The 24,030-nt window shown below is 72.2% G+C and carries 20 protein-coding genes; 12 read left to right on the top strand and 8 right to left on the bottom strand.

All coding sequences use genetic code 11. The features are described from left to right. The first annotated feature begins 39 nt into the window (after positions 1 to 39). Genes F0U47_RS22090 through F0U47_RS14025 form a run of 4 tightly spaced genes read left to right on the top strand, consistent with a single transcriptional unit; the run spans position 40 to position 3,276 of the window. Complete coding sequence (locus F0U47_RS22090; protein WP_306439298.1) at positions 40 to 1,938, top strand: nicotinate phosphoribosyltransferase; 1,899 nt, start codon at positions 40 to 42, stop codon at positions 1,936 to 1,938. Beyond that, the gene (locus tag F0U47_RS14035; RefSeq protein WP_149751096.1) at positions 1,935 to 2,648 is read left to right on the top strand and encodes an NUDIX hydrolase; all 714 of its coding nucleotides are present in this window, start codon (positions 1,935 to 1,937) and stop codon (positions 2,646 to 2,648) included. Before F0U47_RS22090 ends, F0U47_RS14035 begins: the two co-directional genes overlap by 4 nt. Before the next feature lie 48 nt (positions 2,649 to 2,696). Then, positions 2,697 to 2,891 (top strand): helix-turn-helix transcriptional regulator, encoded by a 195-nt coding sequence (locus F0U47_RS14030; protein ID WP_149751095.1) that lies wholly within the window; start codon positions 2,697 to 2,699, stop codon positions 2,889 to 2,891. Continuing rightward, positions 2,878 to 3,276, top strand: coding sequence for a hypothetical protein (locus tag F0U47_RS14025; protein WP_149751094.1), 399 nt, complete (start codon positions 2,878 to 2,880; stop codon positions 3,274 to 3,276). The genes F0U47_RS14030 and F0U47_RS14025 overlap by 14 nt, the downstream gene beginning before the upstream one ends. A 19-nt stretch (positions 3,277 to 3,295) precedes the next feature. Here the strand turns inward: F0U47_RS14025 and F0U47_RS14020 are convergent, their stop codons facing one another. Further along, complete coding sequence (locus tag F0U47_RS14020; protein WP_149751093.1) at positions 3,296 to 3,976, bottom strand: pyridoxamine 5'-phosphate oxidase family protein; 681 nt, start codon at positions 3,974 to 3,976, stop codon at positions 3,296 to 3,298. A 73-nt stretch (positions 3,977 to 4,049) separates the two neighbouring features. Between F0U47_RS14020 and pdxR the strand changes: the two genes are divergently transcribed. After that, the gene (gene pdxR, locus F0U47_RS14015) at positions 4,050 to 5,378 is read left to right on the top strand and encodes a MocR-like pyridoxine biosynthesis transcription factor PdxR (RefSeq protein ID WP_188111357.1); all 1,329 of its coding nucleotides are present in this window, start codon (positions 4,050 to 4,052) and stop codon (positions 5,376 to 5,378) included. A 19-nt stretch (positions 5,379 to 5,397) separates the two neighbouring features. Here pdxR and F0U47_RS21255 read toward each other — a convergent pair whose 3' ends face one another. Continuing rightward, positions 5,398 to 5,547: a hypothetical protein gene (locus tag F0U47_RS21255; RefSeq protein WP_188111356.1), complete on the bottom strand. Its 150-nt coding sequence runs from the start codon at positions 5,545 to 5,547 to the stop codon at positions 5,398 to 5,400. A gap of 105 nt (positions 5,548 to 5,652) precedes the next feature. Between F0U47_RS21255 and F0U47_RS14010 the strand changes: the two genes are divergently transcribed. From F0U47_RS14010 to F0U47_RS21245, 3 genes are read left to right on the top strand one after another with little or no spacing between them, the layout of a single operon-like run. Beyond that, positions 5,653 to 6,054, top strand: coding sequence for an ArsR/SmtB family transcription factor (locus tag F0U47_RS14010; RefSeq protein ID WP_149751091.1), 402 nt, complete (start codon positions 5,653 to 5,655; stop codon positions 6,052 to 6,054). Further along, the gene (locus F0U47_RS21250) at positions 6,051 to 6,554 is read left to right on the top strand and encodes an SRPBCC family protein (RefSeq protein WP_188111355.1); all 504 of its coding nucleotides are present in this window, start codon (positions 6,051 to 6,053) and stop codon (positions 6,552 to 6,554) included. Before F0U47_RS14010 ends, F0U47_RS21250 begins: the two co-directional genes overlap by 4 nt. Further along, positions 6,551 to 7,135, top strand: a complete 585-nt coding sequence (locus tag F0U47_RS21245) for a TIGR03086 family metal-binding protein (protein ID WP_188111354.1) — start codon at positions 6,551 to 6,553, stop codon at positions 7,133 to 7,135. Before F0U47_RS21250 ends, F0U47_RS21245 begins: the two co-directional genes overlap by 4 nt. Here the strand turns inward: F0U47_RS21245 and F0U47_RS14000 are convergent. Beyond that, positions 7,122 to 7,526 (bottom strand): VOC family protein, encoded by a 405-nt coding sequence (locus F0U47_RS14000; RefSeq protein WP_149751090.1) that lies wholly within the window; start codon positions 7,524 to 7,526, stop codon positions 7,122 to 7,124. The two genes, F0U47_RS21245 and F0U47_RS14000, sit on opposite strands and share 14 nt — an antisense overlap. A 27-nt stretch (positions 7,527 to 7,553) precedes the next feature. Further along, positions 7,554 to 8,195, bottom strand: coding sequence for a class F sortase (locus F0U47_RS13995; RefSeq protein ID WP_149751089.1), 642 nt, complete (start codon positions 8,193 to 8,195; stop codon positions 7,554 to 7,556). Between the two features lie 47 nt (positions 8,196 to 8,242). Here F0U47_RS13995 and F0U47_RS13990 point away from each other — a divergent pair, with 47 nt between their 5' ends. Beyond that, a complete protein-coding gene (locus tag F0U47_RS13990; protein ID WP_149751088.1) occupies positions 8,243 to 8,575 on the top strand; it encodes a TfoX/Sxy family protein in 333 nt (110 codons plus the stop codon). A gap of 6 nt (positions 8,576 to 8,581) precedes the next feature. Here F0U47_RS13990 and F0U47_RS13985 read toward each other — a convergent pair whose 3' ends face one another. Next, complete coding sequence (locus F0U47_RS13985; RefSeq protein ID WP_149751087.1) at positions 8,582 to 8,995, bottom strand: VOC family protein; 414 nt, start codon at positions 8,993 to 8,995, stop codon at positions 8,582 to 8,584. Positions 8,996 to 9,041: 46 nt separating this feature from the next. On the opposite strand from F0U47_RS13985, the gene F0U47_RS13980 reads away from it, so the two are divergent. From F0U47_RS13980 to htpX, 3 genes are read left to right on the top strand one after another with little or no spacing between them, the layout of a single operon-like run. Further along, on the top strand, positions 9,042 to 13,622 hold the full coding sequence (locus F0U47_RS13980; protein ID WP_246159627.1) for an ATP-dependent helicase: 4,581 nt from the start codon (positions 9,042 to 9,044) through the stop codon (positions 13,620 to 13,622). Positions 13,623 to 13,630: 8 nt separating this feature from the next. Beyond that, a complete protein-coding gene (locus F0U47_RS13975; protein ID WP_149751085.1) occupies positions 13,631 to 14,428 on the top strand; it encodes an Fpg/Nei family DNA glycosylase in 798 nt (265 codons plus the stop codon). A gap of 56 nt (positions 14,429 to 14,484) precedes the next feature. Continuing rightward, complete coding sequence (gene htpX, locus F0U47_RS13970; RefSeq protein ID WP_149751084.1) at positions 14,485 to 15,366, top strand: zinc metalloprotease HtpX; 882 nt, start codon at positions 14,485 to 14,487, stop codon at positions 15,364 to 15,366. Positions 15,367 to 15,368: 2 nt separating this feature from the next. On the opposite strand, the gene F0U47_RS13965 is transcribed toward htpX, so the two are convergent. The 3 genes from F0U47_RS13965 to F0U47_RS13955 form a co-directional block, all read right to left on the bottom strand. After that, a complete protein-coding gene (locus tag F0U47_RS13965; protein ID WP_149751083.1) occupies positions 15,369 to 15,677 on the bottom strand; it encodes a helix-turn-helix domain-containing protein in 309 nt (102 codons plus the stop codon). 75 nt (positions 15,678 to 15,752) lie between these two features. Further along, positions 15,753 to 16,268 (bottom strand): CinA family protein, encoded by a 516-nt coding sequence (locus F0U47_RS13960; RefSeq protein ID WP_149751082.1) that lies wholly within the window; start codon positions 16,266 to 16,268, stop codon positions 15,753 to 15,755. Positions 16,269 to 16,319: 51 nt separating this feature from the next. Next, positions 16,320 to 23,903, bottom strand: coding sequence for an ExeM/NucH family extracellular endonuclease (locus F0U47_RS13955; RefSeq protein WP_149751081.1), 7,584 nt, complete (start codon positions 23,901 to 23,903; stop codon positions 16,320 to 16,322). Positions 23,904 to 24,030: the final 127 nt, after the last annotated feature.

Here is a 24,030-nt window from a genome sequence, read left to right as displayed (position 1 = left end):
CGTGTTATAGTCAGAATGACTACAACAAGGGAGCGTCCCGTGACCGACCGCACCGGCCTGCTGACCGACCGCTACGAGCTCACCATGCTCGACTCCTGGGTCCGCGACGGGTCGGCGGAGAACGCCGCGGTGTTCGAGGTGTTCGCGCGGCGGCTGCCGGAGGGCCGGAGGTACGGCGTGCTCGCCGGCCTCGGCCGGCTCCTCCCCCTCGTCGAGTCGTTCACCTACGACGCCGACGAGGTGGCCTGGCTCCAGGAGCAGGGCGTGATCGGCGAGCAGACAGCGTCGTACCTGCGCAAGTTCCGGTTCCGCGGCGACATCGACGCCTACCCCGAGGGAGACCTCTACTTCCCCGGCAGCCCGGTGCTCACGGTCCGCGGCACGCTCGGTGAGTGCGTCGTGCTGGAGACGCTGGTGCTGAGCGTGCTCAACCACGACACCGCGATCGCGTCGGCGGCGGCGCGGATGGTCACCGCCGCGGAGGGCCGCCCGCTCATCGAGATGGGCGGTCGCCGTACCCACGAGCAGGCGGCGGTCGCCACCGCCCGCGCCGCCTACCTCGCGGGCTTCGCGTCGACCAGCAACCTGGCGGCCGGACGGCGCTACGGCATCCCCACCGTCGGCACGGCGGCCCACGCGTTCACGCTGGCGCACGAGAGCGAGGAGGCCGCGTTCCGCAGCCAGGTCGAGGCGCTCGGCGTCGGCACCACGCTGCTCGTCGACACCTACGACACCGCCGAGGGCATCCGTACCGCGGTCCGCGTCGCGGGGACGGGCCTCGGCGCGGTGCGGATCGACTCGGGCGACCTCGCCGACGAGGCAGCCAGGGCGCGTGCCCTGCTCGACGAGCTCGGCGCGACGTCGACGAGGATCGTCGCGACGAGCGACCTCGACGAGTTCGTCATCACCGCACTGGCCGACGCGCCCATCGACGGCTACGGCGTCGGCACCCGCGTCGCCACCGGCTCCGGCCACCCGACGGCGAGCATGGTCTACAAGCTGGTCGCGGTCAGCGACACCGTCGACGGCCCGCTCCGACCGGTCTCGAAGAAGTCGAAGGACAAGGTCTCGCTCGGCGGCCACAAGACCGCCTGGCGGGAGTACGACGCCGCCGGGCTGCTCGTCCGCGAGAGCTTCACCGTCCCCGGCGACCCCGCCCCGGCGGGCGCGCGCCCGGTGCAGGTGCCGGTGATGCGCGGCGGGGCCATCGTCCACCGGCCCGGGATCGAGGAGGTCCGCGCGTTCACCGCTGCTGCGTTGCGGAGCCTCCCGGCCGAGGCGCTCTCGGTCGCAGCCGGAGCGCCGTACCTCACCGTCACCCATGCCCCCACCGAGGAGGAGAGCACCATGAGCACACCGACCAGGGCGCTGATCGTCGTCGACGTCCAGAACGACTTCGTCGAGGGCGGCTCGCTGGGCGTGACCGGCGGCCGCGACGTCGCCACCCGGATCAGCGAGCACCTCGCCACCCACGCCGGCGACTACGCCGTGATCGCCGCGTCGCGCGACTGGCACCACGCGCCTGTGGACGGAGAAACCAACAGCGGCCACTTCGCGGCGCCGGGCGAGGAGCCGGACTACGTCTCGACCTGGCCCGTCCACTGCGTGTCGGACGGCCCGGGCTCGGACTACGCACCGGAGCTGGTGACCGACGCCGTGACCCACCACGTGCGGAAGGGGCAGGGCGTGCCGGCGTACTCCGCCTTCGAGGGTGTCACCGACGACGGCTCGGCGCTGGCCGACGTGCTGCGGGCAGCCGGCGTCACCGACGTCGAGATCTCCGGGATCGCCACCGACTACTGCGTCCGGGCGACCGCGCTCGACGCGCGGCGGGAGGGGTTCGCCGTCCGGTTGCTCGACGGGCTGCACGCCGGCGTCGCCCCCGAGACCAGCGAGGCCGCGGTCCGCGAGATGGCCGAAGCGGGCGTCGAGGTATGAGCCACCACCCCCCGTTCGCCGTCGCCGTCGACCTCGCGATCTTCACCATCCGCGACGGCGCCCTTTCAGTGTTGCTCGTCGAGCGCGGCGAGGAGCCGTTCGCGGGACAGTGGGCCCTGCCCGGCGGCTTCGTCGAGCCGGACGAGGACGCCGAGCAGGCGGCCTGGCGCGAGCTGCACGAGGAGACGGGGGTCGAGCGGTTTCCTGGCTACCTCGAGCAGCTGCGCACCTACTCGGCTCCCGACCGCGACCCACGCATGCGGGTGGTCTCGGTCGCCCACGTCGCCCTCGCTCCCGACCTCCCCGAGCCGACCGCCGGCACGGACGCCGCCGACGCGCGCTGGTGGGTGGTCGACGACCTCCTGTCGCCCGCCGACGGGGCGGCCGAGGAGGCACCCGAGCTCGCCTTCGACCACCGGCAGATCCTGCTCGACGCGCGGGAGCGGGTGCGGTCGAAGCTGGAGTACACGACGCTCGCGACCGAGTTCGTCGCAGAGCCGTTCACGCTCCCGGAGCTGCGCCGGGTCTACACCGCCGTCTGGGGCACCCCGCCCGACCTCGGCAACTTCCGCCGCAAGGTGCTCGGCACCGAGGGGTTCGTGATCCCCACCGACGCCCACGGCTCCCCCACCGGTGCGGGCGGTCGCCGCGCGCTGCTCTACCGGCGCGGGCCGGCGAAGATCGTGTCGCCACCGATGGCGCGCGGCTGATGTAAAGCACCCTTGACATCACCCCTCAATGTCAAGCATGCTTGACACATGCAGAACAGCGTGCGCACCCTTCGGATCGGGGCCGGCCTGTCCCAGGCCGACCTCGCGAAGGCGATGGGCGTGTCGCGCCAAACCATCAACTCGATCGAGAACGGCCGCTACCTGCCGTCGCTCCCCCTGGCGATCAGCCTGGCGCGACACTTCGGCGCGACCGTCGAGGAGGTCTTCGATGTCGACGCGTGAGTCCCCCCGGACCCTGACGTACTGGATCGTCCCGCTGACGGCAGCCGCGATCGGGGTCGCCTACCTCGTCGCGGGCCTGGTCGGCGACGACCCCGGGTTCGGCGTGACCGGGCTGCTGGTCATGCTCGCCGCCGGCGCAGCCTTCCTGGTGGCCTCCCGGTGGAGCGAGACCGCTCGTGGGCTGATGGAGCGGCGCGACGAGCGGATCAACGCCATCGACCAGTCGGCGACGACCTTCGCCGGCCTGTGCGTGATCGCGGCGGTGCTGGCGATGTTCGTGGTCGAGGTCGCGCGCGGCAACGACGGTCAGCCATACGCCGCGCTCGGCGCAGTGGCCGGCGCGGCGTACGTCGGCTCCCTGGTGTGGCTGCGGTTCCGCCGCTGACGCCGGGCGGCGGGGGCGCTCATGCCAGCGCGTCCGCCCGGAGCCGTACGTCGGCGGGCACGTCGTCGTGGGAGTCGTCCGCGCTGACCGGCGGCAGCGCCGTCCGCCGTAGCGGGATGTGCCCGGCCCACACGCCGGTCGCGACGTCTTCGGGCTCGTCGACCGGGCCGCCCGCCCGCTCCTTCATCGAGGCCTCGCGCAGCGGCAGGGCGAGGACCGCGGTCGCCGCCAGCTCCTTGCGCGTCGACGCCCGCAGCGTCGCGGACCGGCCCGGGATCATGTGGTCGACGACCAGGTCCAGCGCGTGCCGGCGCTCCGCGGGGTCGTCGACCATCCGGGCGCGGCCGATGACGACCGCCGACCGGTAGTTCATCGAGTGCGAGAACGCGGAGCGGGCGGCGACCAGGCCGTCCAGCTCGGTGACGGTGACGCACACGTCGGAGACCAGCGCCGCCCGCAGCCAGCCGGCCCCGGTGGAGCCGTGGAGGTAGAGGGTGCCGCCCTCGTCCGGGCCGTCGGGGTCGACGGCGAACGCGACGGGCAGCACCACCGGGTGGGTGGCTCCGTCCCGGGTCACGACGACACCGAGGTGGGCGGTCAGGGCGTCCGCGAGGAGGTCGAGGAGCCGGTCCCGCTCCCCGACCGCCCGGTTCGCACCGCGGGTGACGGTGGTGCGAGGGGTGGGCGACAAGGTCTGCATGGGACTAGTCTCGGGAGGGATTGGCCCGGCGTCACGGGCCACTTATCGAGGATTCCGACAGGACACTTGCGCCGTGAAGACCCTTCCCGTCCGGCTCGACCGGGACCGGCCCGAGCCCCTCGGCGTACAGCTCTCGACCCAGGTGCGCGACCTGGTGGTGGGCGGGGCCCTCGCCCCCGGTGACCGGTTGCCCAGCACCCGCGCCCTCGCCTCGGACCTCGGAGTCGCGCGGTCGGTCACCGAACAGGCCTACGACCAGCTCCGCGCTGAAGGATGGATCACCGCCCAGCAGGGCTCGGGGACGTTCGTGGCGTCCGGCGGCGCTCCCCCGTCGACGGCGCACCGACGGCCGCGCCGGGCCGCCGAACCCGAGCTGGTCAGCCTCGACCTGGGCTCGCCCTGGATCGACCCGCGGCACCGCGCCGGCTGGCGTCGCGCCTGGCGCGAGGTCTCGACCCTCACCCCGCCGGCGGGCTATCCCGACCCCCGCGGGATCCCGGAGCTCCGGATCGCCGTCGCCGACCGGCTGGCGCGCACCCGCGGCCTCGCCGTGGACCCGGACGAGGTCCTGCTCACGGCGGGCACGACCGACGGCCTCCGGCAGCTGCTCCCCTACCTGCCCGACGGGCCGGTGGGCGTGGAGGACCCCGGCTACCGCGCTGCCGAGCAGTGCGTCCGCGTGACCGGCCGGGAGGTCGTGGACCTTCCCGCCACCGGGCCGATCGCCATGGCCGGCCTGGCCGCCGCGTACGTCACGCCCGCCCACCAGCACCCGCTGGGCCACGTCATGCCGGCCGCCGACCGACTTGCCCTGCTGGCCGCCGCGCAGGAGCACGGCGCCCTGGTCGTCGAGGACGACTACGACTCCGAGCTCAGGTACGACGTCGCGCCGATCCCGGCCCTCGCGGCCCTCGACCGCAGCCGGGTCGCGTACCTCGGCACGGCCTCCAAGTCGGTCGGCCCGGCCCTGCGGCTGGGGTGGATGGTCCCGCCGCCGGCCCTCCTCCGACCCCTCGTCGACCTGCGTGCGCGCACCTACGACATGCCGTCGTGGCCGACCCAGCGGGCGCTGCTCGCCCTGCTCCGCGAGGGCTGGGTCGACAAGGTCGTCCGCACCGCGCGTCGCGTCTACGCCGACCGTGCGCCGCGCGTCGCCGAGGTCCTCGCGCCCCACGGCATCCCCGCCGGCCCCGCGGCTGGGATGTACTCCACGTGGTTCATGCCGTCGCCCGCCGTACGACGCGCGCGGGCCGCCGCCCGCGACGCGGGGTTCGACGTCGCCCCCATCTCGCGCTACTGCCGCTCCGCCCGGATGAGCGGGCTCGTGGTCGGGTTCGGCGGCGTCACCGACGCCGAGCTGGACCGCGCGCTTGCGGCCCTCCGCCGCGGCCTGGGGTCATGAAGCGGCAGCCGCTCCGGCGTCAGGTCTCGTAGCGCAGGTAGGTGATCAGCGCGAAGACTGCCAGGACGGCCAGCAGGATGGCGATCACCAGGATCGCCGGCTTGCCGTAGGACCGGCGGGGACCGTGCAGCGGCTGGCTGACCGTGGGACGTTCGGGTTCCTCACTCATGTCGGCGTGCTACCCGCTCCCCGGGCGGCCATCCGCCCGACCATTACCGCGTTCTTGTCAACCAGCGGGTTGACAAAGCCGGCGGCGTGGGGTTTGATCAACCACATGGTTGAACACGAGGACCGGTTGTCGCGGGTCTTCTCCGCGCTCGCCGACCCGACGCGGCGCGACATGGTCGCCCGGCTGGCCGCCGGCTCCGTCGAAGGGGTGACGGTGAGCGAGCTGGCAGCGCCGTACGACGTCTCGCTGCAGGCCGTCTCCAAGCACCTCAAGGTGCTCGAGGAGGCCGGCCTGGTGAGCCGGAGCCGGGACGCCCAGCGCCGGCCCGTGCACCTCGATGCGGAGGTCTTCGACTTGATGACGAAGTGGATCGAGCGGTACCGCCGGCAGGCGGAGGAGCGCTACCAGCGACTCGACACGCTCCTCGACCGGCTCCAGGGCCGGGACAACGACAAGTACGAGGCCGAGCACGAGGCCGAGAACCGAGACAAGGGAGCAGCAGGATGAACACCCAGACCCAGCCCGAGACCCTCATCGAGGCGGACCCGAACATCCCGACGGTCCGGATCGTGCGCGAGTTCGACGCCCCGGTGGAGCTCGTCTACCGCGCGCACGTCGAGCCGGACCTCGTCCGGCAGTGGATGGGCCCGCGGTCCATCGACATGGACATCGAGAAGTGGGACATCCGCACCGGCGGGGAGTACCGCTACACGGCGCTCCGCGACGGTGAGGAGGTCGCCCACTTCTATGGCTCGATCCACCGCGTGTGGGAGAACGAGAAGATCGTGCAGACCTTCGGGTTCGAGGAGATGCCGGACGCGGTCGCCCTCGAGACCCTCGAGCTCCACGACCTCGGCGACGGCCGTACCCGGCTGGAGATCCTCTCCCTCGTCGAGTCGATGGAGGCGCAGGCGGGGATGATGGCCAGCGGCATGGAGGTCGGCATCAACGAGGGCTACGCCGCGCTCGACGAGGTCCTCGCCGGCCTGGTGGGCTCGGCCTCGTGATCCCCACCGACCCCGCCGAGGAGCACCGCAGCATCGCCGCGACGTTCACCGACCGGGTGCGCGGCGTGTCCGCGGACGGGTGGGACGCCCAGAGCCCGGTGGCGGACTGGAAGGCACGCGACGTCGTACGCCACCTCGTGGAGTGGCTCCCCGGCTTCCTCGCCGGCGGCTCGGGCATCGAGCTCGCGCCCGGCCCGTCGGTCGACGACGACCCGGTCGGGGCGTGGGAGAAGCACGCCGCCGGCGTCCAGGCCGTCCTCGACGACCCCGCCACCGCGACGACGACCTTCGCCCACCGGCGGCTGCCCGAGATGCCGCTGCCCGCGGCGGTCTCGCGGTTCTACACGAACGACGTCTTCATGCACACCTGGGACCTCGCCCGCGCGACCGGCCAGGACGACCGCCTCGACGAGGCGCGCTGCCGGGAGCTCTACGAGGGCATGCTGCCGATGGATCAGGTCCTCCGTGACAGCGGGCAGTACGGCGCCCGCGTGCCCGTGCCGGACGACGCGGACTGGCAGGCCAAGATGCTCGGCTTCATCGGACGTGACCCGGACTGGCGGCCGGTCACGGCTGGGTGACGCCCGGGACCGGCTGGTTGAGGAACCACCGGTGCCCGAACGGGTCGCGGAACACCGCGACCCGGCCCGCCGGCGGGCTGTCCTCCGGGCCGCGGGCGAGGACGGTGCCGGCTGCGGTGACCCGGTCGCACAGACCGTCGACGTCGGGGACCGTCACGTGCAGCGTCACCGCGGCGCCCCGGTCCGGCAGCGGCGCCTCGAAGTCGAGGTCCGGATGGGCGTCGGCCATCATCCAGCGAGCGCCGTCGAGGGCCAGCTCGACGTGGCCGACCTTCCCGTCGGGCATCACGATGGGCTCGTAGACGACCTCGGCACCGAGCACGTCGACGTACCACTCGATGGCCGCACGGGCGTCGTCGACGCAGAGGTAGGGCACCAGCTCGCTCGTCATGGCTCCATCGTGCCCGAGTCGAGTGGGTCAGCCGATCGGCAGCGCGAACCAGATCGTCCGGTGGCTCCACTCCCCCGCGCTGCTGCGGGTGCCAGAGCAGACGATGAACGCGATCCGCGGCGGGCCGTCAGTCCCGTAGTACGGCTTGTAGCCGTCGGCCGCCAGCACCTCCAGACGCCGCGCGACCTGGTAGCAGAGCAGCCTGCCGTCGCGGCCGTGCAGCACGATCAGGTCGCCCTTGCGCAGCTCGTCGAGCATGGCGTTGCCGAGGGCGCTGCCGTCCGGCCAGGTGTGGGTGTTGAGCAGCACGTTGCCGCGGTCGTCCCCCGGCCGGATGCCGCCGAGGTCCCACGCGACGTCGACCTTGTTGTCCTCGGGGAGCACCCCGGTCACGCCGCGGCTGTCGCGCGGCACCCCGATCACTGCGGCATCCTCGACCACGCCGTCGATCGAGATCCGCTCGGGCGTGAACGGACGGCGGGTCGGTCGTTGGCACCGGTCCGGGGCCAGGGCCGGCCCCGGGGTGACGGTCGGCGCCGCGGACGCCGGGGGCGGCTCGGCCTCCGGAGCCGGATCGGCGTCCGACCGCAGCAGCCACCAGCCGAGGACGCACGCCACCACCACGGCCGCGGCGATCGCGGCCGCGATCCAGCGGGTACGGCGGCTCATGACCTCATTCTGCGGCCAGTGTCGGTGCGGCGTCCTACTCTGCGGCAATGGCGTACGACGAAGCACTCGCCGATCGGGTCCGGGCGCTGCTCGAGGGCGCTCCGCTCCTGACCGAGCGGAAGATGTTCGGCGGCCTCGGCTTCATGGTCGGCGGCAAAATGGCGATCGCCGCCAGCAGCCAGGGCGGCATTCTGGTGCGGGTCGATCCGGAGGAGGGCGAGCGGCTGATCGCGACGACCCCGGCCCGTCCGATGGAGATGCGCGGCCGGGAGATGTCCGGGTGGCTCCGGGTCGCCGGTCCCGACGTCGCGTCCGACGAGGCGCTCGCCGAGTGGGTCGAGCGCGGGGCGTCATACGCGGGGTCGCTGCCGGTCAAGTAGCCGGACTCAGCCGACGAAGATGCAGAACGGGTGGCCCGAGGGGTCGGCGAGGACGTAGAGCGGCTCGTCCTCGGCTCCGGTGCGATCCAGGAGCAGGCTCGCCCCGAGCGCCTCCGCGCGCCCGCGGTGCCGCTCCAGCTCCTCGCGGCTCGGCACCGTGAAGTCGAGGTGCATCTGCATCGGCACGTCGTGCTCCGGCCACGTGGTGCGCTCGAGCCGTTCGACCTGCTGGAAGGCGAGCAACCGGTCGCCGGCGTCGTCCAGGAGCACCAGCCAGTGGGCGTCGTCGGGCGACCCGTCGGCAGGTGGTTCGTCACCCGGCCGGTAGCGAGCACCCAGCAGCTCGCGGTAGAACTCCGCGAGCCCGCGGCAGTCCGTGGTGTCGATGGCGGTGTGGAGGAGCAGCGGGAAGTCGGGCACGGCTTCCACCCTCTGCGGTGTCGGTGCGGTGCGCAAGGATGGTCAGGTGCCCGAGAAGCCCGACGCGCTGAGCAGGTTCAGCGAGCCGACCCGGACCTGGTTCCGGGCCGCGTTCGCCGAGCCGACGCCGGCGCAGGCGGGCGCCTGGGCGTCGATCGCCAGCGGGCGGCACACCCTGGTCGTCGCGCCCACCGGCTCGGGCAAGACGCTGAGCGCGTTCCTCGCGTCGATCGACCGGCTGCTCACCACGCCGGCGCCCGAGGACAGGACGAGGCGCACGCGCGTCCTCTACATCTCGCCGCTCAAGGCCCTCGCCGTCGACGTTGAGCGCAACCTCCGCGCGCCGCTGGCCGGGATCCGGCAGACCGCCGACCGGCTCTCCGCCGGTAGCGGGTCGCTGCGCGACCTCAAGGTCGGCATCCGCTCGGGTGACACACCCGCCAACGAGCGCCGTACCCTCACCACTCGGCCGCCCGACATCCTCATCACCACGCCCGAGTCGCTGTTCCTGATGCTGACCAGCCGGGCCCGCGAGTCTTTGCAGGGCGTCGAGACCGTCATCGTCGACGAGGTCCACGCCGTCGCCGGGACCAAGCGCGGCGCCCACCTCGCCCTGACTCTGGAGCGGCTCGACGCGCTGCTCGCCGGACCCGCCCAGCGGGTCGGCCTCTCGGCAACCGTGCGACCGACCGAGGAGGTCGCCCGGTTCCTCGGCGGCAAGGCGCCGGTCGAGGTCGTCGCCCCGCCGGCCGAGAAGCGGTGGGACCTCCAGGTCGTCGTGCCGGTCGAGGACATGACCGAGCCCGGGTCTGGAGAGGCTCGACCAACGGAGCAGGCCGAGGTGGAGGCCTACGACGACCTCGGCGACCTGCGTGACCCGGCGGCCCGCCGCCGCGCCAGCATCTGGCCCCACGTCGAGGAGCGCGTCGCCGAGCTGATCCGCGAGCACCGCTCGACGATCGTGTTCGCCAACTCCCGCCGCACCGCGGAGCGGCTGACCGCCCGGCTCAACGAGATCGCCACCGGCGAGAGCCCCGACGGGGTGATCCCGCCGGCGCAGGTGATGGCCCAGTCCGGTGCGTCCGCCGGCTCGGCGCAGCTGCTGGCCAAGGCCCACCACGGCTCGGTCTCGAAGGAGCAGCGCGCCCAGATCGAGGACGACCTCAAGGCCGGGCGGCTGCCGGCGGTCGTCGCCACCAGCAGCCTCGAGCTCGGCATCGACATGGGCGCCGTCGACCAGGTGCTGCAGATCGCGTCGCCGCCGAGCGTGGCCAGCGCACTGCAGCGGGTCGGGCGGGCCGGCCACCAGGTCGGTGAGACCTCCAAGGGCGTCTTCTTCCCCCAGCACCGGGGCGACCTCGCGCCGGCCGCGGTGTCGGTCGCGCGGATGCGCGCGGGCGGGATCGAGGCCCTCCGGGTGCCGGCCAACCCGCTCGACGTGCTCGCCCAGCAGATCGTCGCCGCCACCGCCCTCGACGAGTGGGACGTCGACGAGCTCTTCGACACGGTGCGCCGCGCAGCGTCGTACTCCAGCCTCCCGCGGTCCGCCTACGACGCCGTGCTCGACCTACTCGCGGGCCGCTACCCCAGCGACGAGTTCGCCGAGCTCCGGCCCCGGATCACCTGGGACCGGGTGACCGGCCGGATCGCCGGCCGGCCGGGCGCTCAGCGACTCGCCGTCACCAGCGGCGGGACCATCCCCGACCGCGGCCTCTACGGCGTCTTCCTCGTTGGCGACGGCACCGGCCGCCGGGTCGGTGAGCTGGACGAGGAGATGGTCTACGAGAGCCGGGTGGGCGACGTGTTCGCGCTCGGTGCCACCAGCTGGCGGATCGAGGACATCACCCACGACCGGGTGCTCGTGACCCCCGCCCCCGGCGTCCCCGGACGGCTCCCGTTCTGGAAGGGCGACACGCTCGGGCGCCCCGCCGAGCTCGGCGCCGCGGTCGGCGCGTTCACCCGTGAGCTGGCGGCGATGCCGGACGACCAGGCGCGCGCCCGGGCGCTGGCCGAGGGCCTCGACGACAACGCCGCGTCCAACCTGGTCGCCTACCTCCGCGAGCAGGTCGACGCCACCCGGCTGGTGCCGAGCGACACGACGCTCCTCGTCGAGCGGTTCCGTGACGAGCTCGGCGACTGGCGACTGGTGCTCCACTCCCCCTACGGCACCGCCGTCCACGCTCCCTGGGCGTTGGCGATCAACGCCCGGCTGCGCGAGCGCTACGGCCTCGCCGGCCAGGGCAGCCAGGCGGTCGCCTCCGACGACGGCATCGTGATCCGGATCCCCGACACCGACGCCGAGCCGCCGAGCGCCGACCTGGTCGTGTTCGAGCCCGACGAGATCGACGAGATCGTCACCCGCGAGGTCGGCGGGTCGGCGCTGTTCGCCAGCCGGTTTCGCGAGTGCGCCGGCCGCGCGCTGCTGCTGCCGCGGCGCGACCCGGGCCGCCGCAGCCCCCTGTGGCAGCAGCGCCAGCGGGCCGCCGCGCTGCTCGAGGTGGCCGCGCGCTACCCGTCGTTCCCGATCGTGCTCGAGACCGTCCGCGAGGTGCTCAACGACGTCTACGACCTGCCGAGCCTGACAGCCCTGCTGAGCCGGGTGCAGCGGCGCGAGGTCACGGTCACCGACATCGAGACCAGCACGCCATCGCCGTACGCCCGGACGCTGCTGTTCGGCTACGTCGCCCAGTTCGTCTACGAGGGCGACTCCCCCATCGCCGAGCGCCGGGCAGCGGCGCTGACCCTGGACCAGGGGCTGCTCGCCGAGCTGCTCGGCCGGGCGGAGCTGCGCGAGCTCCTCGATCCCGACGTGCTCGCCGAGGTCGAGGCCGAGCTCCAGCGGGTCGCTCCCGACCGCCGGGCCCGCGACGCCGAGGGCATGGTCGACCTGCTGCGGTTGCTCGGTCCGCTGACCACCGAGGAGGCCGCGGCCCGGACTGTGCCGGACGCGTCCGTCGCCGACTGGCTGGCGGATCTCGCCGCGGCGCGACGCGTCGTCCAGGTCCGCATGCCGTATGGCGACGCGTGGGCCGTCGTCGAGGACGTCGCCCGGCTGCGCGATGGTCTTGGTGTCCCGGTCCCGCCGGGCACGCCCGCCACGTTCACCGAGCCGGTCGACGACCCGCTGGCCGACCTCGTCGGGCGCTACGCCCGCACCCACGGCCCGTTCACCGACCAGCAGGTCGCCGAACGGCTCGGGCTCGGCGCTGCCGTCGTCCGCCACACCCTCCAGCGGCTCGAGGCGCAGGGACGGGTGCTGACCGGTGAGTTCCGGCCGACCGGCGTGGGCGACGAGTGGTGCGACCTCGAGGTGCTGCGCCGGCTGCGGCGCCGATCGCTCGCCAAGCTGCGTCAGGAGATCGAGCCGGTCGAGCCGGTCGCGCTCGCCCGGTTCTCGGCCGGCTGGCAGCAGATCTCGACAGGCTCGACCAGCGGCGGGTCCCGCGGGCTGCGCGGCATCGACGGGGTGCTGCGCGCGGTCGAGCAGCTCGCCGGCGCTCCGGTCCCGGCGTCGGCGCTCGAGCCGCTGGTGCTGGCCGCCCGGGTCCGCGACTACGAGCCCGCCTACCTCGACGAGCTCACTGCCACCGGCGAGGTCGTCTGGGCCGGGCACGGTGCCCTGCCGGGCAGCGACGGCTGGGTTTCGCTCCATCTCGCCGACCAGGCGCCGCTGACCCTCCCCGACCCAGTGGCCGAGGTCGACGACGAGCTGCAGCGTCAGGTGCTCACCGCGCTCGCCCCGGGCGGGGCGTGGTTCTTCCGCCAGCTCAGCGACTCCGTCGGCAGCCTGGACGACACCGCGCTCAGCACCGCGCTCTGGGAGCTGGTGTGGTCCGGCCGGGTCAGCAACGACACCCTGGCACCGCTCCGGGCGCTCACCCGCTCCGGCCGTCCGGCCCACCGGAGCCGCCAGGCCGCTCCGCGGCCCGGACGGGTCGCCCGCTCCGGACCGCCCGAGACCGCCGGTCGCTGGGCGCTGCTGCCCGCGATCGACACCGACCCGACCCGCCGCGCCCACGCGACGGCCGAGCGACTGCTCGACCGGCACGGCGTGGTCACCCGCGGCGCGGTGGTCAGCGAGCGGGTGCCGGGCGGGTTCGCGGCGGTCTACCGCGTGCTGTCCGCGTTCGAGGAGTCCGGCCGCTGCCGCCGCGGCTATTTCGTCGAGGGCCTCGGCGCCGCCCAGTTCGGCACCGCGGGCGCGATCGACCGGCTCCGCACCTTCTCCTCCGTGCCCGACCACGACAAGCCGGTCGCGATCGCGCTGGCCGCCACCGACCCCGCCAACCCCTACGGCGCAGCGCTGCCCTGGCCGGCCGGCGAGGCGGAGAGCGGGCACCGCCCGGGGCGCAAGGCCGGGGCGCTCGTCGTGCTCGTCGACGGTGCTCTCGTCCTCTACGTCGAGCGCGGCGGCCGCACGCTGCTCACCTGGAGCGACGAGCCCGAGCTGCTCGGTCCGGCAGCGGAGGCGCTGTCCACCGCGGTCCGTCGGGGCACGCTCGGCAGGCTCACCGTCGAGAAGGCCGACGGGGCGCCGCTGCTCGGCTCCGGGCCGAGTGCGCTCCGGGCCGCCCTGGACGCGGCCGGCTTCGTCGCCACGCCGCGCGGGTTGCGGATCCGGGGCTAGGACCAGACGTGCCCGAGGGCGATGCCGTCTTCCTCACCGCGCGCCGGCTCGACCGCGGACTCGCCGGCCGGGTCCTGACGGCGACCGACTTCCGGTGGCCGTCACTGGCGACCGTCGACCTCACCGGCGCCACCGTCCACGGCACCGGTACCCACGGCAAGCACCTGCTCACGCGACTCGAGCACGACGGCAGCCGGCTGACCCTGCACACCCACTTGAAGATGGAGGGGGTCTGGCGGCTCATCGAGGCCGGACGACGGTGGCCGCGGCCGGCCCACGAGGCGCGGGTCGTGCTCAAGACCGCAGGGACGGAGGCGGTCGGCTTCGCCCTCGGTGTCGTCGAGATCGTCCCGACCGCCGACGAGGACGCGATCATCGGCCATCTCGGTCCCGACCTGATGGCCAAGGACTTCGATGAGCAGGAGGCGCTGCGTCGTCTCCTCGCCGACCCCGACCGACCGCTCGGCGAGGCGCTGCTCGACCAGACCGTGGTCGCCGGCATCGGCACGATCTACCTCGCCGAGGTCTGCTTCCTCCAAGGCGCGCACCCGCTCGGCCCGGTCAGCGCCGTCTCCGACCCGGGGCGCCTGCTCCAACGAGGCCGGCAGCTGCTCCGCAACGGCGTCTACCACGGCCGCCCCACCACCGCGGGCGAGCGGAAGGGAACGGTGTGGGTCTTCCGTCGCCAGCGCCAGTCGTGCCTGCGCTGCGGCACCCCGATCCAGGCCGGCGAGGTCGGTCCCGCGACGAAGCGGCGCACGACCTACTGGTGCCCGTCCTGCCAGCCGCGGCAGACCCTGAGATGACCCTGAACACTCGTCGCTGAGGGAACGAGAGCCGGCCTGATCGCGTTGAATTCGGCGTGAACAGGCATCTCAACGGACTGAAGACCGCGGCGCTGTTCGCCGCCATCATCGGCCTGCTCCTGGCCGTCGGCGGCACCATCGCCGCGGCTACCGGCAACTCGCTCTTCATCTGGGTCTTCGCGCTCATCGGCGTCGGCACGACGGCCTACGGCTACTGGAACTCCGACAAGCTCGCGATCCGCGCGATGCACGCCTACCCGGTCACCGAGGCTCAGGCGCCGGGGATGTACCGGATCGTGCGCGAGCTCTCGGAGACCGCCGGCAAGCCGATGCCGCGGCTGTACGTCTCCCCGACGGCCGCGCCGAACGCCTTCGCGACCGGCCGCAACCCCGCCAACGCGGCGGTCTGCTGCACGGAGGGCATCCTGCGGCTGCTCGACGAGCGCGAGCTGCGCGGCGTGCTCGGCCATGAGCTCATGCACGTCTACAACCGGGACATCCTCACCTCGTCGGTCGCGGCCGCGGTCGCCGGCGTGATCAGCTCGGTGGGCCAGTTCCTGGCCTTCACGTCGATCTTCGGCGGCGGCAGCGACGAGGACCGGCCGAACCCGCTGGCGATGATCGCGATGGCGCTGCTGGCCCCGTTCGCGGCCATGGTCATCCAGCTGGCGATCAGCAGGACGCGGGAGTACGACGCCGACGAGGACGGTGCCCGGCTCACCGGCGACCCGCTCGCGCTCGCCTCGGCGCTGCGCAAGCTGGAGGTCGGCACGCAGCGGGCTCCGCTGCCCCCGACGCCGCAGCTGCAGAACGCGAGCCACCTGATGATCGCCAACCCGTTCCGCCCGAGCGACCTGTCGCGGCTCTTCGCGACGCACCCGCCGATGGCGGACCGGATCGCGCGGCTCGAGAACGCAGCGCGCCAGCAGCTGCGCTGACCCTAGGCGGCCGAGGCGACGACGCGGTCGGGCTGCGGCAGGTTGAGCGGCGTGGGCTCGAGGGTGGGCGCGAAGCCTTCCTCGACGGCCACCGCGTCGGCGACGTCGCGGAGCACCTGGGACAGGGGCACCTCGAGCGCGTCGCACAGCGAGGCGAGGAGCTCGGACGACGCTTCCTTCTGCCCGCGCTCGATCTCGGAGATGTAGCCGAGGCTGACCCGGGCGACGCCCGACACCTCGCGCAGGGTCAGGCCGAGCTCGGAGCGGCGCTCGCGCAGTACATCTCCGAGCATCCGTCGGAACAACGCCATTGCCGATCTCCTCTCGTCTCCCGTACCCGTGGCCGCGGCCCCACACCTCGACGGCGCCGCGGGTCTGACCCAACGCTACCCGAGGGTCGGATGTTCCGGGTCACGACCGGCCGACGACCCCCCGTCGTCGTCCATCGTGGCACCCAGCGCCGACAATGCCTCCGCCACGGTCTCCTTCTGGATCGCCATCCGGTCGCCGTCGAGCGCGAGCCGGCGGACATCGGTGCCGTCCGGCCCCGCGACGCCGACGAACACGGTTCCGACGGGCTGGTCCTCCTGGGTGTCCGGTCCGGCGACGCCGGTGGTGCTGACGCCGTAGGTGGCGCCCATCAGCCTCCGCACGCTCTCGGCCATCGAGCGAGCGCACTCCGCGGAGATGACGCCGTGGTCGTCGACGAGCGCCTCGGGCACCCCGAGGACGGAGATCTTGACCTCAGTGGCATAGCTGACCACGCCACCGAGGAAAGCAGCGGACGAGCCCGCCCCGTCGGTCAGCCGGGCAGCGAGCCTGCCGCCGGTCATCGACTCGGCGGTCGCGACGGTTTCCCCGGCTTCGGTGAGCCGTTCGACGATGGGGTCGGGGTCGGTCATGACCAGAGCGTAGGAGAGGGGCCGGCCCACGGAGCAGACCGGCCCCCGTTCCTACGGGTTGACGGTGACCTGCGCGGTCGTCGATCCCGTCTTCACGAACCCGTCACCGACGTACCGCACCGTCACGGTGTACGGCGTGTCCGAGGCAGGCAGCTTGTCGCGACCGATCCTCGCGCTCGTCACGCCGTCCGTGAGGGTTCCTGCACCCAGGATGACGTCGTTGTGGGACAGCACCACCCGCCCGGTCGGGACCACGTTGTCGGCGGTGACCTCGACGCGCATCGACGAGACCGTTCCCGCTCTCATCGTGACGTCGGTGCCGGTGACCGTGGGGGTCGCCTTCCTGACGACCAGGACCGCGGTCCCGTCGCCTGCCTTCACGAGGTCGTCTCCCGAGTAGCTGATCGTCACCGTGTAGGCCGTGCTCGACGGCGGCAGCACCTTCGCGGCGATGTCGACGGTGTCCGCCCCGTTCTCCAGGGTGCCGGTGCCGATCACGGTGCCGTCGACCGAGAGCTCGACGGTGCCGGTCGGCACCAGGCCGGGCGCCGCGACGCGGACCGGGATGACGGTGGTCTTGCCGTACTCCACCTCTGTGCGCGAGCGCACGATCGTCGGCGTCGCCTTGGTCACCGTGACCGTGGCGGTCGTGGAGCTGGGCTTGACCGACCCGTTGCCGGCGTACGCGACCCTCACCTCGTGGACCCCGATCGGGAGCCGCTTGGCGCCGATCGTGGCGTCGGTGGCCCCGTTGGTCAGCGTGCCGGAGCCGATCGTCGTCCCGTTGGACTTGATCGTGACCACGCCGGTGGGCACGACGCCGTCGGCGGTGACCGTGACCGCCATGGTCGCGCTCCTGCCGTACTCCATCGTCACGTCCGTGCCGGTGACGGTGGACGTCTTCCTGGAGATCGTGATCGGGACCGTGATCGCGGTGCCGGTCGCCGGTCCGACGAGGGTCACGTCGTGCACCCCGACCGGCACGTCGGCCGGCAGTGGTACGTCGATCGTCGCCTTGCCGTACTGGTCGTACACGACGGTGCCGATGGTGTTGTCCAGCGGTGCGGTACCGAGCACGGTGTCGCCGAGCTTCACCTGGATCTCCGTGTCCTTCACGTCGCCGGGAGCGGACATCGTCCACGACTCGACGTTGAACGTCAGGTCGCCACCGAGCTCGTAGTGCTCCGCGACGTTGTGGACCTCCACGGCCCGCTGGCTGTAGTCCACCGGCAGCGGGCTGCCGACCGGCGCGAACGCAGCCATGTAGTCGACCATCGCCTGCAGGTCGACCTTGCCGGTATCGGCCTTGCTCGTGCCGTTGGCAAACTCACGGAAGTTGTCGCCACCCGACGCGAGGAAGGAGTTCACCGTGACCGAGTACGTCGTCGCCGGGTCGATCTCGACGCCGTCGAGCCACATGCCGGTGACCTCACCCCTGAAGGTGGCGGTGCCGTTCACCGTCGCGGGGGTCTCCACGTAGGTGTAGCTGAAGCCCTCCGACGCGCCGAGCCGCAGGAACGGGCGGGACGGGACGCTGCCGCCCGCGTCACGCTGCCACTGCTGCTCGAGCGCCGTCTCGATCTGCGCACCGGTCAGGTCCATGTTGACCAGGGTGTTGGCGAACGGCTGGACCGACGCAGCCTGCTTGTAGGTGACGTCCCGAGCACCGCCGTTGACCGTCCCTGTCATGTCCGCACGCAGGCCACCGGGGTTCATGAACGCGATCTGGGCCGAGCCCGACTCCGGGTTCTCGGTCGCCCACCGGTGCACCTCGGCCACCTGGTTGCCCAGCGTGGACTCCCCGCCCCGGTTCTCGGTGGTGCCGTCGGCCAGCTTGGCCCGGTTGACCGGTGCCTCGATCTGGCCGAGCACCTGCGCCCCGAGCTCGTTGGCCTTTGTCACCGCGTCGTTGACGATCGGGGTCACTGCCGGGTCGGCCGGGTAGTTCGCCGTCGGCAGGCCCGGACCGCTCCCGTCGGGGTCGGGGGTCATCAGCGGCAGCAGCGCACTCCTGACGCCCGTGACCTCGCCGGTGCCGTCGTCCACCGTGAACACCAGCTGGTTGAGGTTCGTGCCGTACTGGCCCGCCGAGACCACCGGACGATCATTGATCGTGCAGTTGTAGGCGAGGTGCGTGTGACCGGAGATGATCGCGTCCACGTCCGCCGAGGCGTTCTGGGAGATGTTGCCCCACACCGTTGCCGGGTCCGTGAAGTTCGCGGACGCACAGTTCGTCGACGGCGAGCCCTCGTGCACCAGCAGGACGACCACGTCCGCGCCGGCGGCCTTGAGGTCGGCCGCAGCGGCATTGGTCGCGTTGACGATGTCGGTGACCGTCAGGCCCTCGATGCCGGCCGGGGACACCAGCGACGGGAGATCCTCCGTCACAGCACCCACGAAGCCGACCTCGACGTCACCGAACGGCTGCGTCCATGTCTCCGCAATGTTCTCCTGGCCCTCGGGCTCCTCGATGTTCGCGGCGATGTACTCCCACGCCGCGCCGCCCTGCGGGTTCTCCTCGCTCTCGGCAGCCATCACCCGGTTGACGAGGTCGTCGTACCCCGCGTCGAGCTCGTGGTTGCCCACCGCGGACACCTCGAGACCGGCCTCGTTGAGAACGTCGATCGTCGGCTTGTCCTTCTGGATGAACGACTCGAAAGTCGAGGCACCGATGAGGTCGCCCGCCGCCGCGAACACGGTGTTCGGGTTCTGGCCACGCAGCTGCTTGACGGCTCCGGACAGCACGGCGCCGCCGCCCTCCCGGTTCGCCGCGGTCTGCAGGATCCGGCCGTGGAAGTCGTTCGTGCCCAGGATCTGGATCTCGGTCGTCTCCCGCTCGACCTCGATCGGCACCGGGATCTCGGTGCCGGTCTGGGCGCCCACCAGCGTGAGCTCGTGGTCGCCGGTGGTGATGTTCGCCGGCAGGGTGACGCTCACGGTGGCCTTGCCGTACGTGTCGTACGGCGCCGTGCCGATCGCGTTGTTCAGCGGCGCCGTGCCGAGCACCTCGTCACCGAGCTTCACCTGGACCTGGTTGTCCTTGGTGTCGGCGTCGGTGGACATGGTCCACGACGCGACGTCGAACGCGACGGCGTCACCGGGGCCGTAGACCTCGGGTGCGCCTGCCGGGAACTCGACCTCGACGGCACGCTGGCTGTAGTCGACCGGGAGCGGGGTGCCCGCCGGTGCGACCGCGGCCATGTAGTCCACCATGGCCTGCAGGTCCACCCGCCCGGTGTCGACCTTGTTCGTCCCGTTGGCGAGCTCGTGGAAGTTGTCGCCACCGGTGCCGAGGAACGAGTTGACCGTCACCGAGTACGGCGTCGCGGGGTCGATCGGCACGCCGTTGAGCCACATCCCGGTGACCTCACCGCGGAACGTGCTGACCGGGGCCGAGTTCGGAGCGTTGACCGTCTCGGGCGTCTCGACGTAGGTGTAGGTGAACCCCTCGGACACGCCGAGCCGCAGGAACGGCCGCGACGGGACGCTGCCCTGGGGCGTGCGCTGCCACTGCTGCTCGAGCACGGTCTCGATCTGGGCGCCCGTCAGCACCATGTTCACCAGCGTGTTGGCGAACGGCTGGACGTTGGCGGCCTGGCGGAAGGTCAGGTCGCGCGGGTCGCCCGGGTTGGCCGGCGCCTCGCCGGTCATGTCGGCCCGCAGGCCGCCGGGGTTCATGAAGGCGATGTCGGCCTCCACGCCCTGGTCGGGCAGCTGGGTGGCCCAGCGCTGCACCTCGGCGACCTGGTTGCCGAGGGTGGACTCACCGCCACGGTTCTCGGTCTGGCCGGAGGCCGGGTTGTAGACGGCGCGGTTGAAGGGACCCTCGACCTGGCCGAGCACCTGGGCGCCGGCGGTGTTGGCGAAGGCCACCGCGTCGTCGACGATCTCCTGCACGGCAGGGTCGGGCGCGTAGCCGACGCCCGCCGTACCGATGACGTCCTGCTCGATCTCGACCAGGGCACCGGAGGTGGTGTCGAAGTTGAAGACCAGCTGGTTCAGGTTCGTGCCGTACTGACCTGCGGAGACGACCGGCCGGCGGGTGACCGTGCGCGAGTCGTCCACCCAGTCCTGCACGAGGTAGCGGCAGTTGTAGGCCAGGTGGGTGTGGCCCGAGACGATCGCGTCCACGTCGGACGAGGTGTTCTGGACGATGTTGCCCCAGACCGTGGCCGGGTCGGTGAAGTTCACCGACGAGCAGTCCGTCGACGGCGAGCCCTCGTGGACCAGCAGCACGATGATGTCGACGTCGGCCGCCTTGAGCTCGGCCGCCTCCTCGTTCACCGCGGTGACGATGTCGAGGACACCGACGCCCTCGATCCCGGAGGGGTTCACGAGAGTCGGGAGGTCCTCGGTGACCGCACCGACGAAGCCGATGTCGACGCCGTCGACCGTCTTGGTCCAGCTCTCGGCCAGGTCGTCACGGCCCGCGGGCTCGTCGATGTTGGTGGCGATGTACGTCCAGTCGGCCCGGTTCTGCACGCGGCCGACGAAGTCCTCGTAGCCCTGGTCGAACTCGTGGTTGCCGGCAGCGGAGACCTCGAGACCCATGGCGTTGAGGGCGTCGATGGTCGGCTCGTCCTTCTGGATGAACGACTCGAACGTCGACGCACCGATCAGGTCGCCGGCGGCGGCGAAGATCGTGTTGCCGGCCGGGACCTCCGCGCGGAGCTCGTTGACGGCCGTGGCGTACGGCGCCGCGCCGGCCGCGTTGCCGCCGTCCGGCAGAAGGCGACCGTGGAAGTCGTTGGTGCCGAGGACCTGGATCTTCTTGGTGGTGGTCGGGACGACCTCCGGCACGTCGAGGCCGACGACCTCGGGGTTGTGGTCCGAGGTGGCGAAGGGGTCGTTCGGGTTGAAGAAGCTGGTGACGTTGTAGTTGAACCGGCTGTACTGGTAGGCGATCGACTCGTTGGCGTTGATCTGCCAGATGTCGGCACCGGTCACGAGGGCCCGGGCCGCCGTGTTGCCGAGCACGTGGTCGAGGGAGCCGGAGAGGCCGCTGAAGGAGTAGCTCTCCTCGGTCGGGTCGTCGCTCGACTCGACCGGCTCGAAACCGCCGTCGTGGAGGGCCTGCATCGGCTCCTCCATCGTGTAGGAGTTGAAGTCGCCGGCGAGGAAGACCTCGTCGATGTTCCGCTCGGCCGCGAAGTCGTTCGCGAACTGCACGAGCCGCTGCGCCTGGCGCACCCGGTCACCGTTGAAGGCGCCGGTGTAGGTGTTGTTGGCGTTGTCGCCCGTCGCCGGCGGCGCCGGCGAGGCGTTGTCGCCCTTCGACTTGAAGTGGTTGACGATCACGGCGAAGGCGTCGCTGTTGGGCGCGCCGGCGGCCTTGAACGCCTGGGCCAGCGGCTCGCGGGCGTTGGCGAACTCGCTGGTGCCGAACAGGATGTCCGACTGCCCGACCGCGGCGACGGTCGCCGGCTGGTAGATGAACGCGTTGCGGATGACGTCCTGCTCGGCGACGGCGGACGCCGTCGTCGACTCACCCGGGCTCTTGACGTACTTCCACTTCGTGGTGCCCGCCGCGTCGTTGAGCAGCCCGACCAGGTGGGCGAGCGCGTCGTCGCGGTTGGTCTCGCCGACCAGCTTGATCGAGTTCTCCATCTCCTCGAGCGCGATGATGTCGGCGTCGAGGGCCTCGATGGTGTGGACGAGCTTGTCCTCCTGGCGCTCCAGGCTGACCTGGGTCGCCGCGCCGCGCGGGCCGCGGCCGTCGTTGGGAGACGGGATCCCCGGGCCACGGGTGCCGCACTGGTTGTTGCCGATCCGGTTGCCCTCCCGGTCGGTGAAGTACGTGCAGTGGGTGTCGACCGGCGGGCTCTGGAGCGGCCCGGCGGCGACGTACGCCTCACCGGTGGTGTTGAAGTAGTTGAGGACGTTGAACGTCGCGATCTGGAGGTCGCCGCCCACGTCCGCGGGGGTCAGGTTGGTGGCCCGGGTGTCCTCGAAGGTCACCACGTCCGACCCGGAGCCGGTCACCTGGGCGCGCGGCTGGAACTTCCAGATGTTGTTGCGGAACTCGAGGATGACCGGCGACGTGAACGTCGCCTCCGCGCCGACGCGCGGCGGTGACGAGGTGCCGGTGAGCCACGGCAGCGGGATGGCCTTGTTGGTCTGGTTCGAGAGGTAGTTGACCGTCGCCGCGTCGTCGAGCGTGACGGCGCGTGCCGCGTTGTCCGCGACGATCGCCTCGAGGGCTGCGGTGTCACCCGGTGCGGCGAACTCCGTCGGCTGCCTCAGCGGGACGTCGCCGGTGGCGAGGCCGATCTCGGCGAAGCCGTTGGTCTGGAACGTGTTCGTGACCGTGAACGTGTCGGTCGGCGCGAGGAGCATGCCCTCCTGCGCCTCGCGGTTCGCCTCCGTGGTCGGGTAGGCGATCTCGAGCCCGGCGACCGGGGCGAGCGGCGAGCTGAGCTCGACCACGCCGCCCGCGGCGGGGCTGATCTGGGTGGAGTTGAAGAACTCGCTGACCGGGCCGGTCACCTGCACGGAGTCGCCGATGACGACGTCCGAGGGGATGTTGACGGTGTTGGAGCCGCCGAAGACGAAGAGCGCGTCGGACGCGCCCGGGGTGGCGTCGGTCGGGCCGCCGGTGCCGGCGGTCTGGACGAACATGCCGTTGAAGCCGCCGGTGCGGTAGAGCGCGGTGACGATGCCCTCGACGGACTTGACCTGCCCGGCGCCGTTGCCGTCGGCGGGCGCGAACGGCGACCGCGCGCCGGTGCCCTGGACCTCGTGGATCGGGACGACCTCGGCCGGCGGGGTGACGGTGAAGGTGAACGTCGCGTTGCTGGTACCGGTGGAGTCGGTCGCGGTGACCGTGACACTGCAGGTGCAGGCCGCCGACGGCGTCCCGGAGACCTCACCGGTGGAGGTGTTGATGCTCACCCCGGTGGGCAGACCCGTCGCCGACCAGGTGTAGCTGCCCGTGCCACCGGTTGCGGCGACGGTGAACGGCGTGATCGGAGTGCCCACGATGCCGGTCTTGTTGCCGGGGTTGGTGACGGAAACCGGGTCGGGGTCGGGGTCGCCGCCGGTGTCGAAGCCGTTGGGCGTGCCCTTGGTCGCCAGGGCAGGCGCAGCCCAGGACCCGTCGGTCTGGCGCTGGAGCGAGTGCGTGCCCGGGGTCGTGTTCGTCTCGACCGCGGCCGCACCGGTGTCGACGGACGTGGTGCTCACGCCCGGCGTGCCGAGAATGGCGGTCATCGGCCCCTCGTACGAGATGAACTCGACGACCGAGTTGCTCGCGTTGAGCAGCGCGACGCCGTCGGGCGAGCCGTTCTGGAACACCCCGCCCGACGTGTTGGCGGGATAGGTCAGGACGCTGGCCCCCCACCCGTCGACCTGGTTGGAGACCGTTCCCGACAGCGTGTCGGTCCGGTAGACCGTGTTGCCGTTGCCGTTGACGAGCTGGATCTTCCAACCCGTCAGATCGGTGCCTGCGGGAGCCGTGACCTCGACGAACTCACCCACGCCGCCGGCGTCGTTGGCCGTGCTGTCGTCGTAGTGGAACTCGGAGATGAAGACCCCGCCCACCGCCTGTGCGGCCGGCGTGGGAAGAGCGAGCGAGAGACCGGTGACGGTCAGTCCGAGTCCGAGGACTCCGACCAGGACCTGACGAGGTGAAGGCATGAGGCACTTTCCACGAGGACGAGCACAGCGAGGAGCCCTGCCTCGCGGGCGGGTTTGCTTGGCGTCACGAGCAGGCGGTGGGGGAAGTCACAGGGACCATAAGCGCCCACGCCGACAACTGCGCAGC

It is taken from the genome of Nocardioides antri (assembly GCF_008373765.1).
Taxonomy (GTDB): Bacteria; Actinomycetota; Actinomycetes; order Propionibacteriales; family Nocardioidaceae; genus Nocardioides; species Nocardioides antri.
The sequence above is the reverse complement of the archived record's forward strand: the minus strand, read 5'-3'. Positions and strand labels throughout refer to the sequence as shown.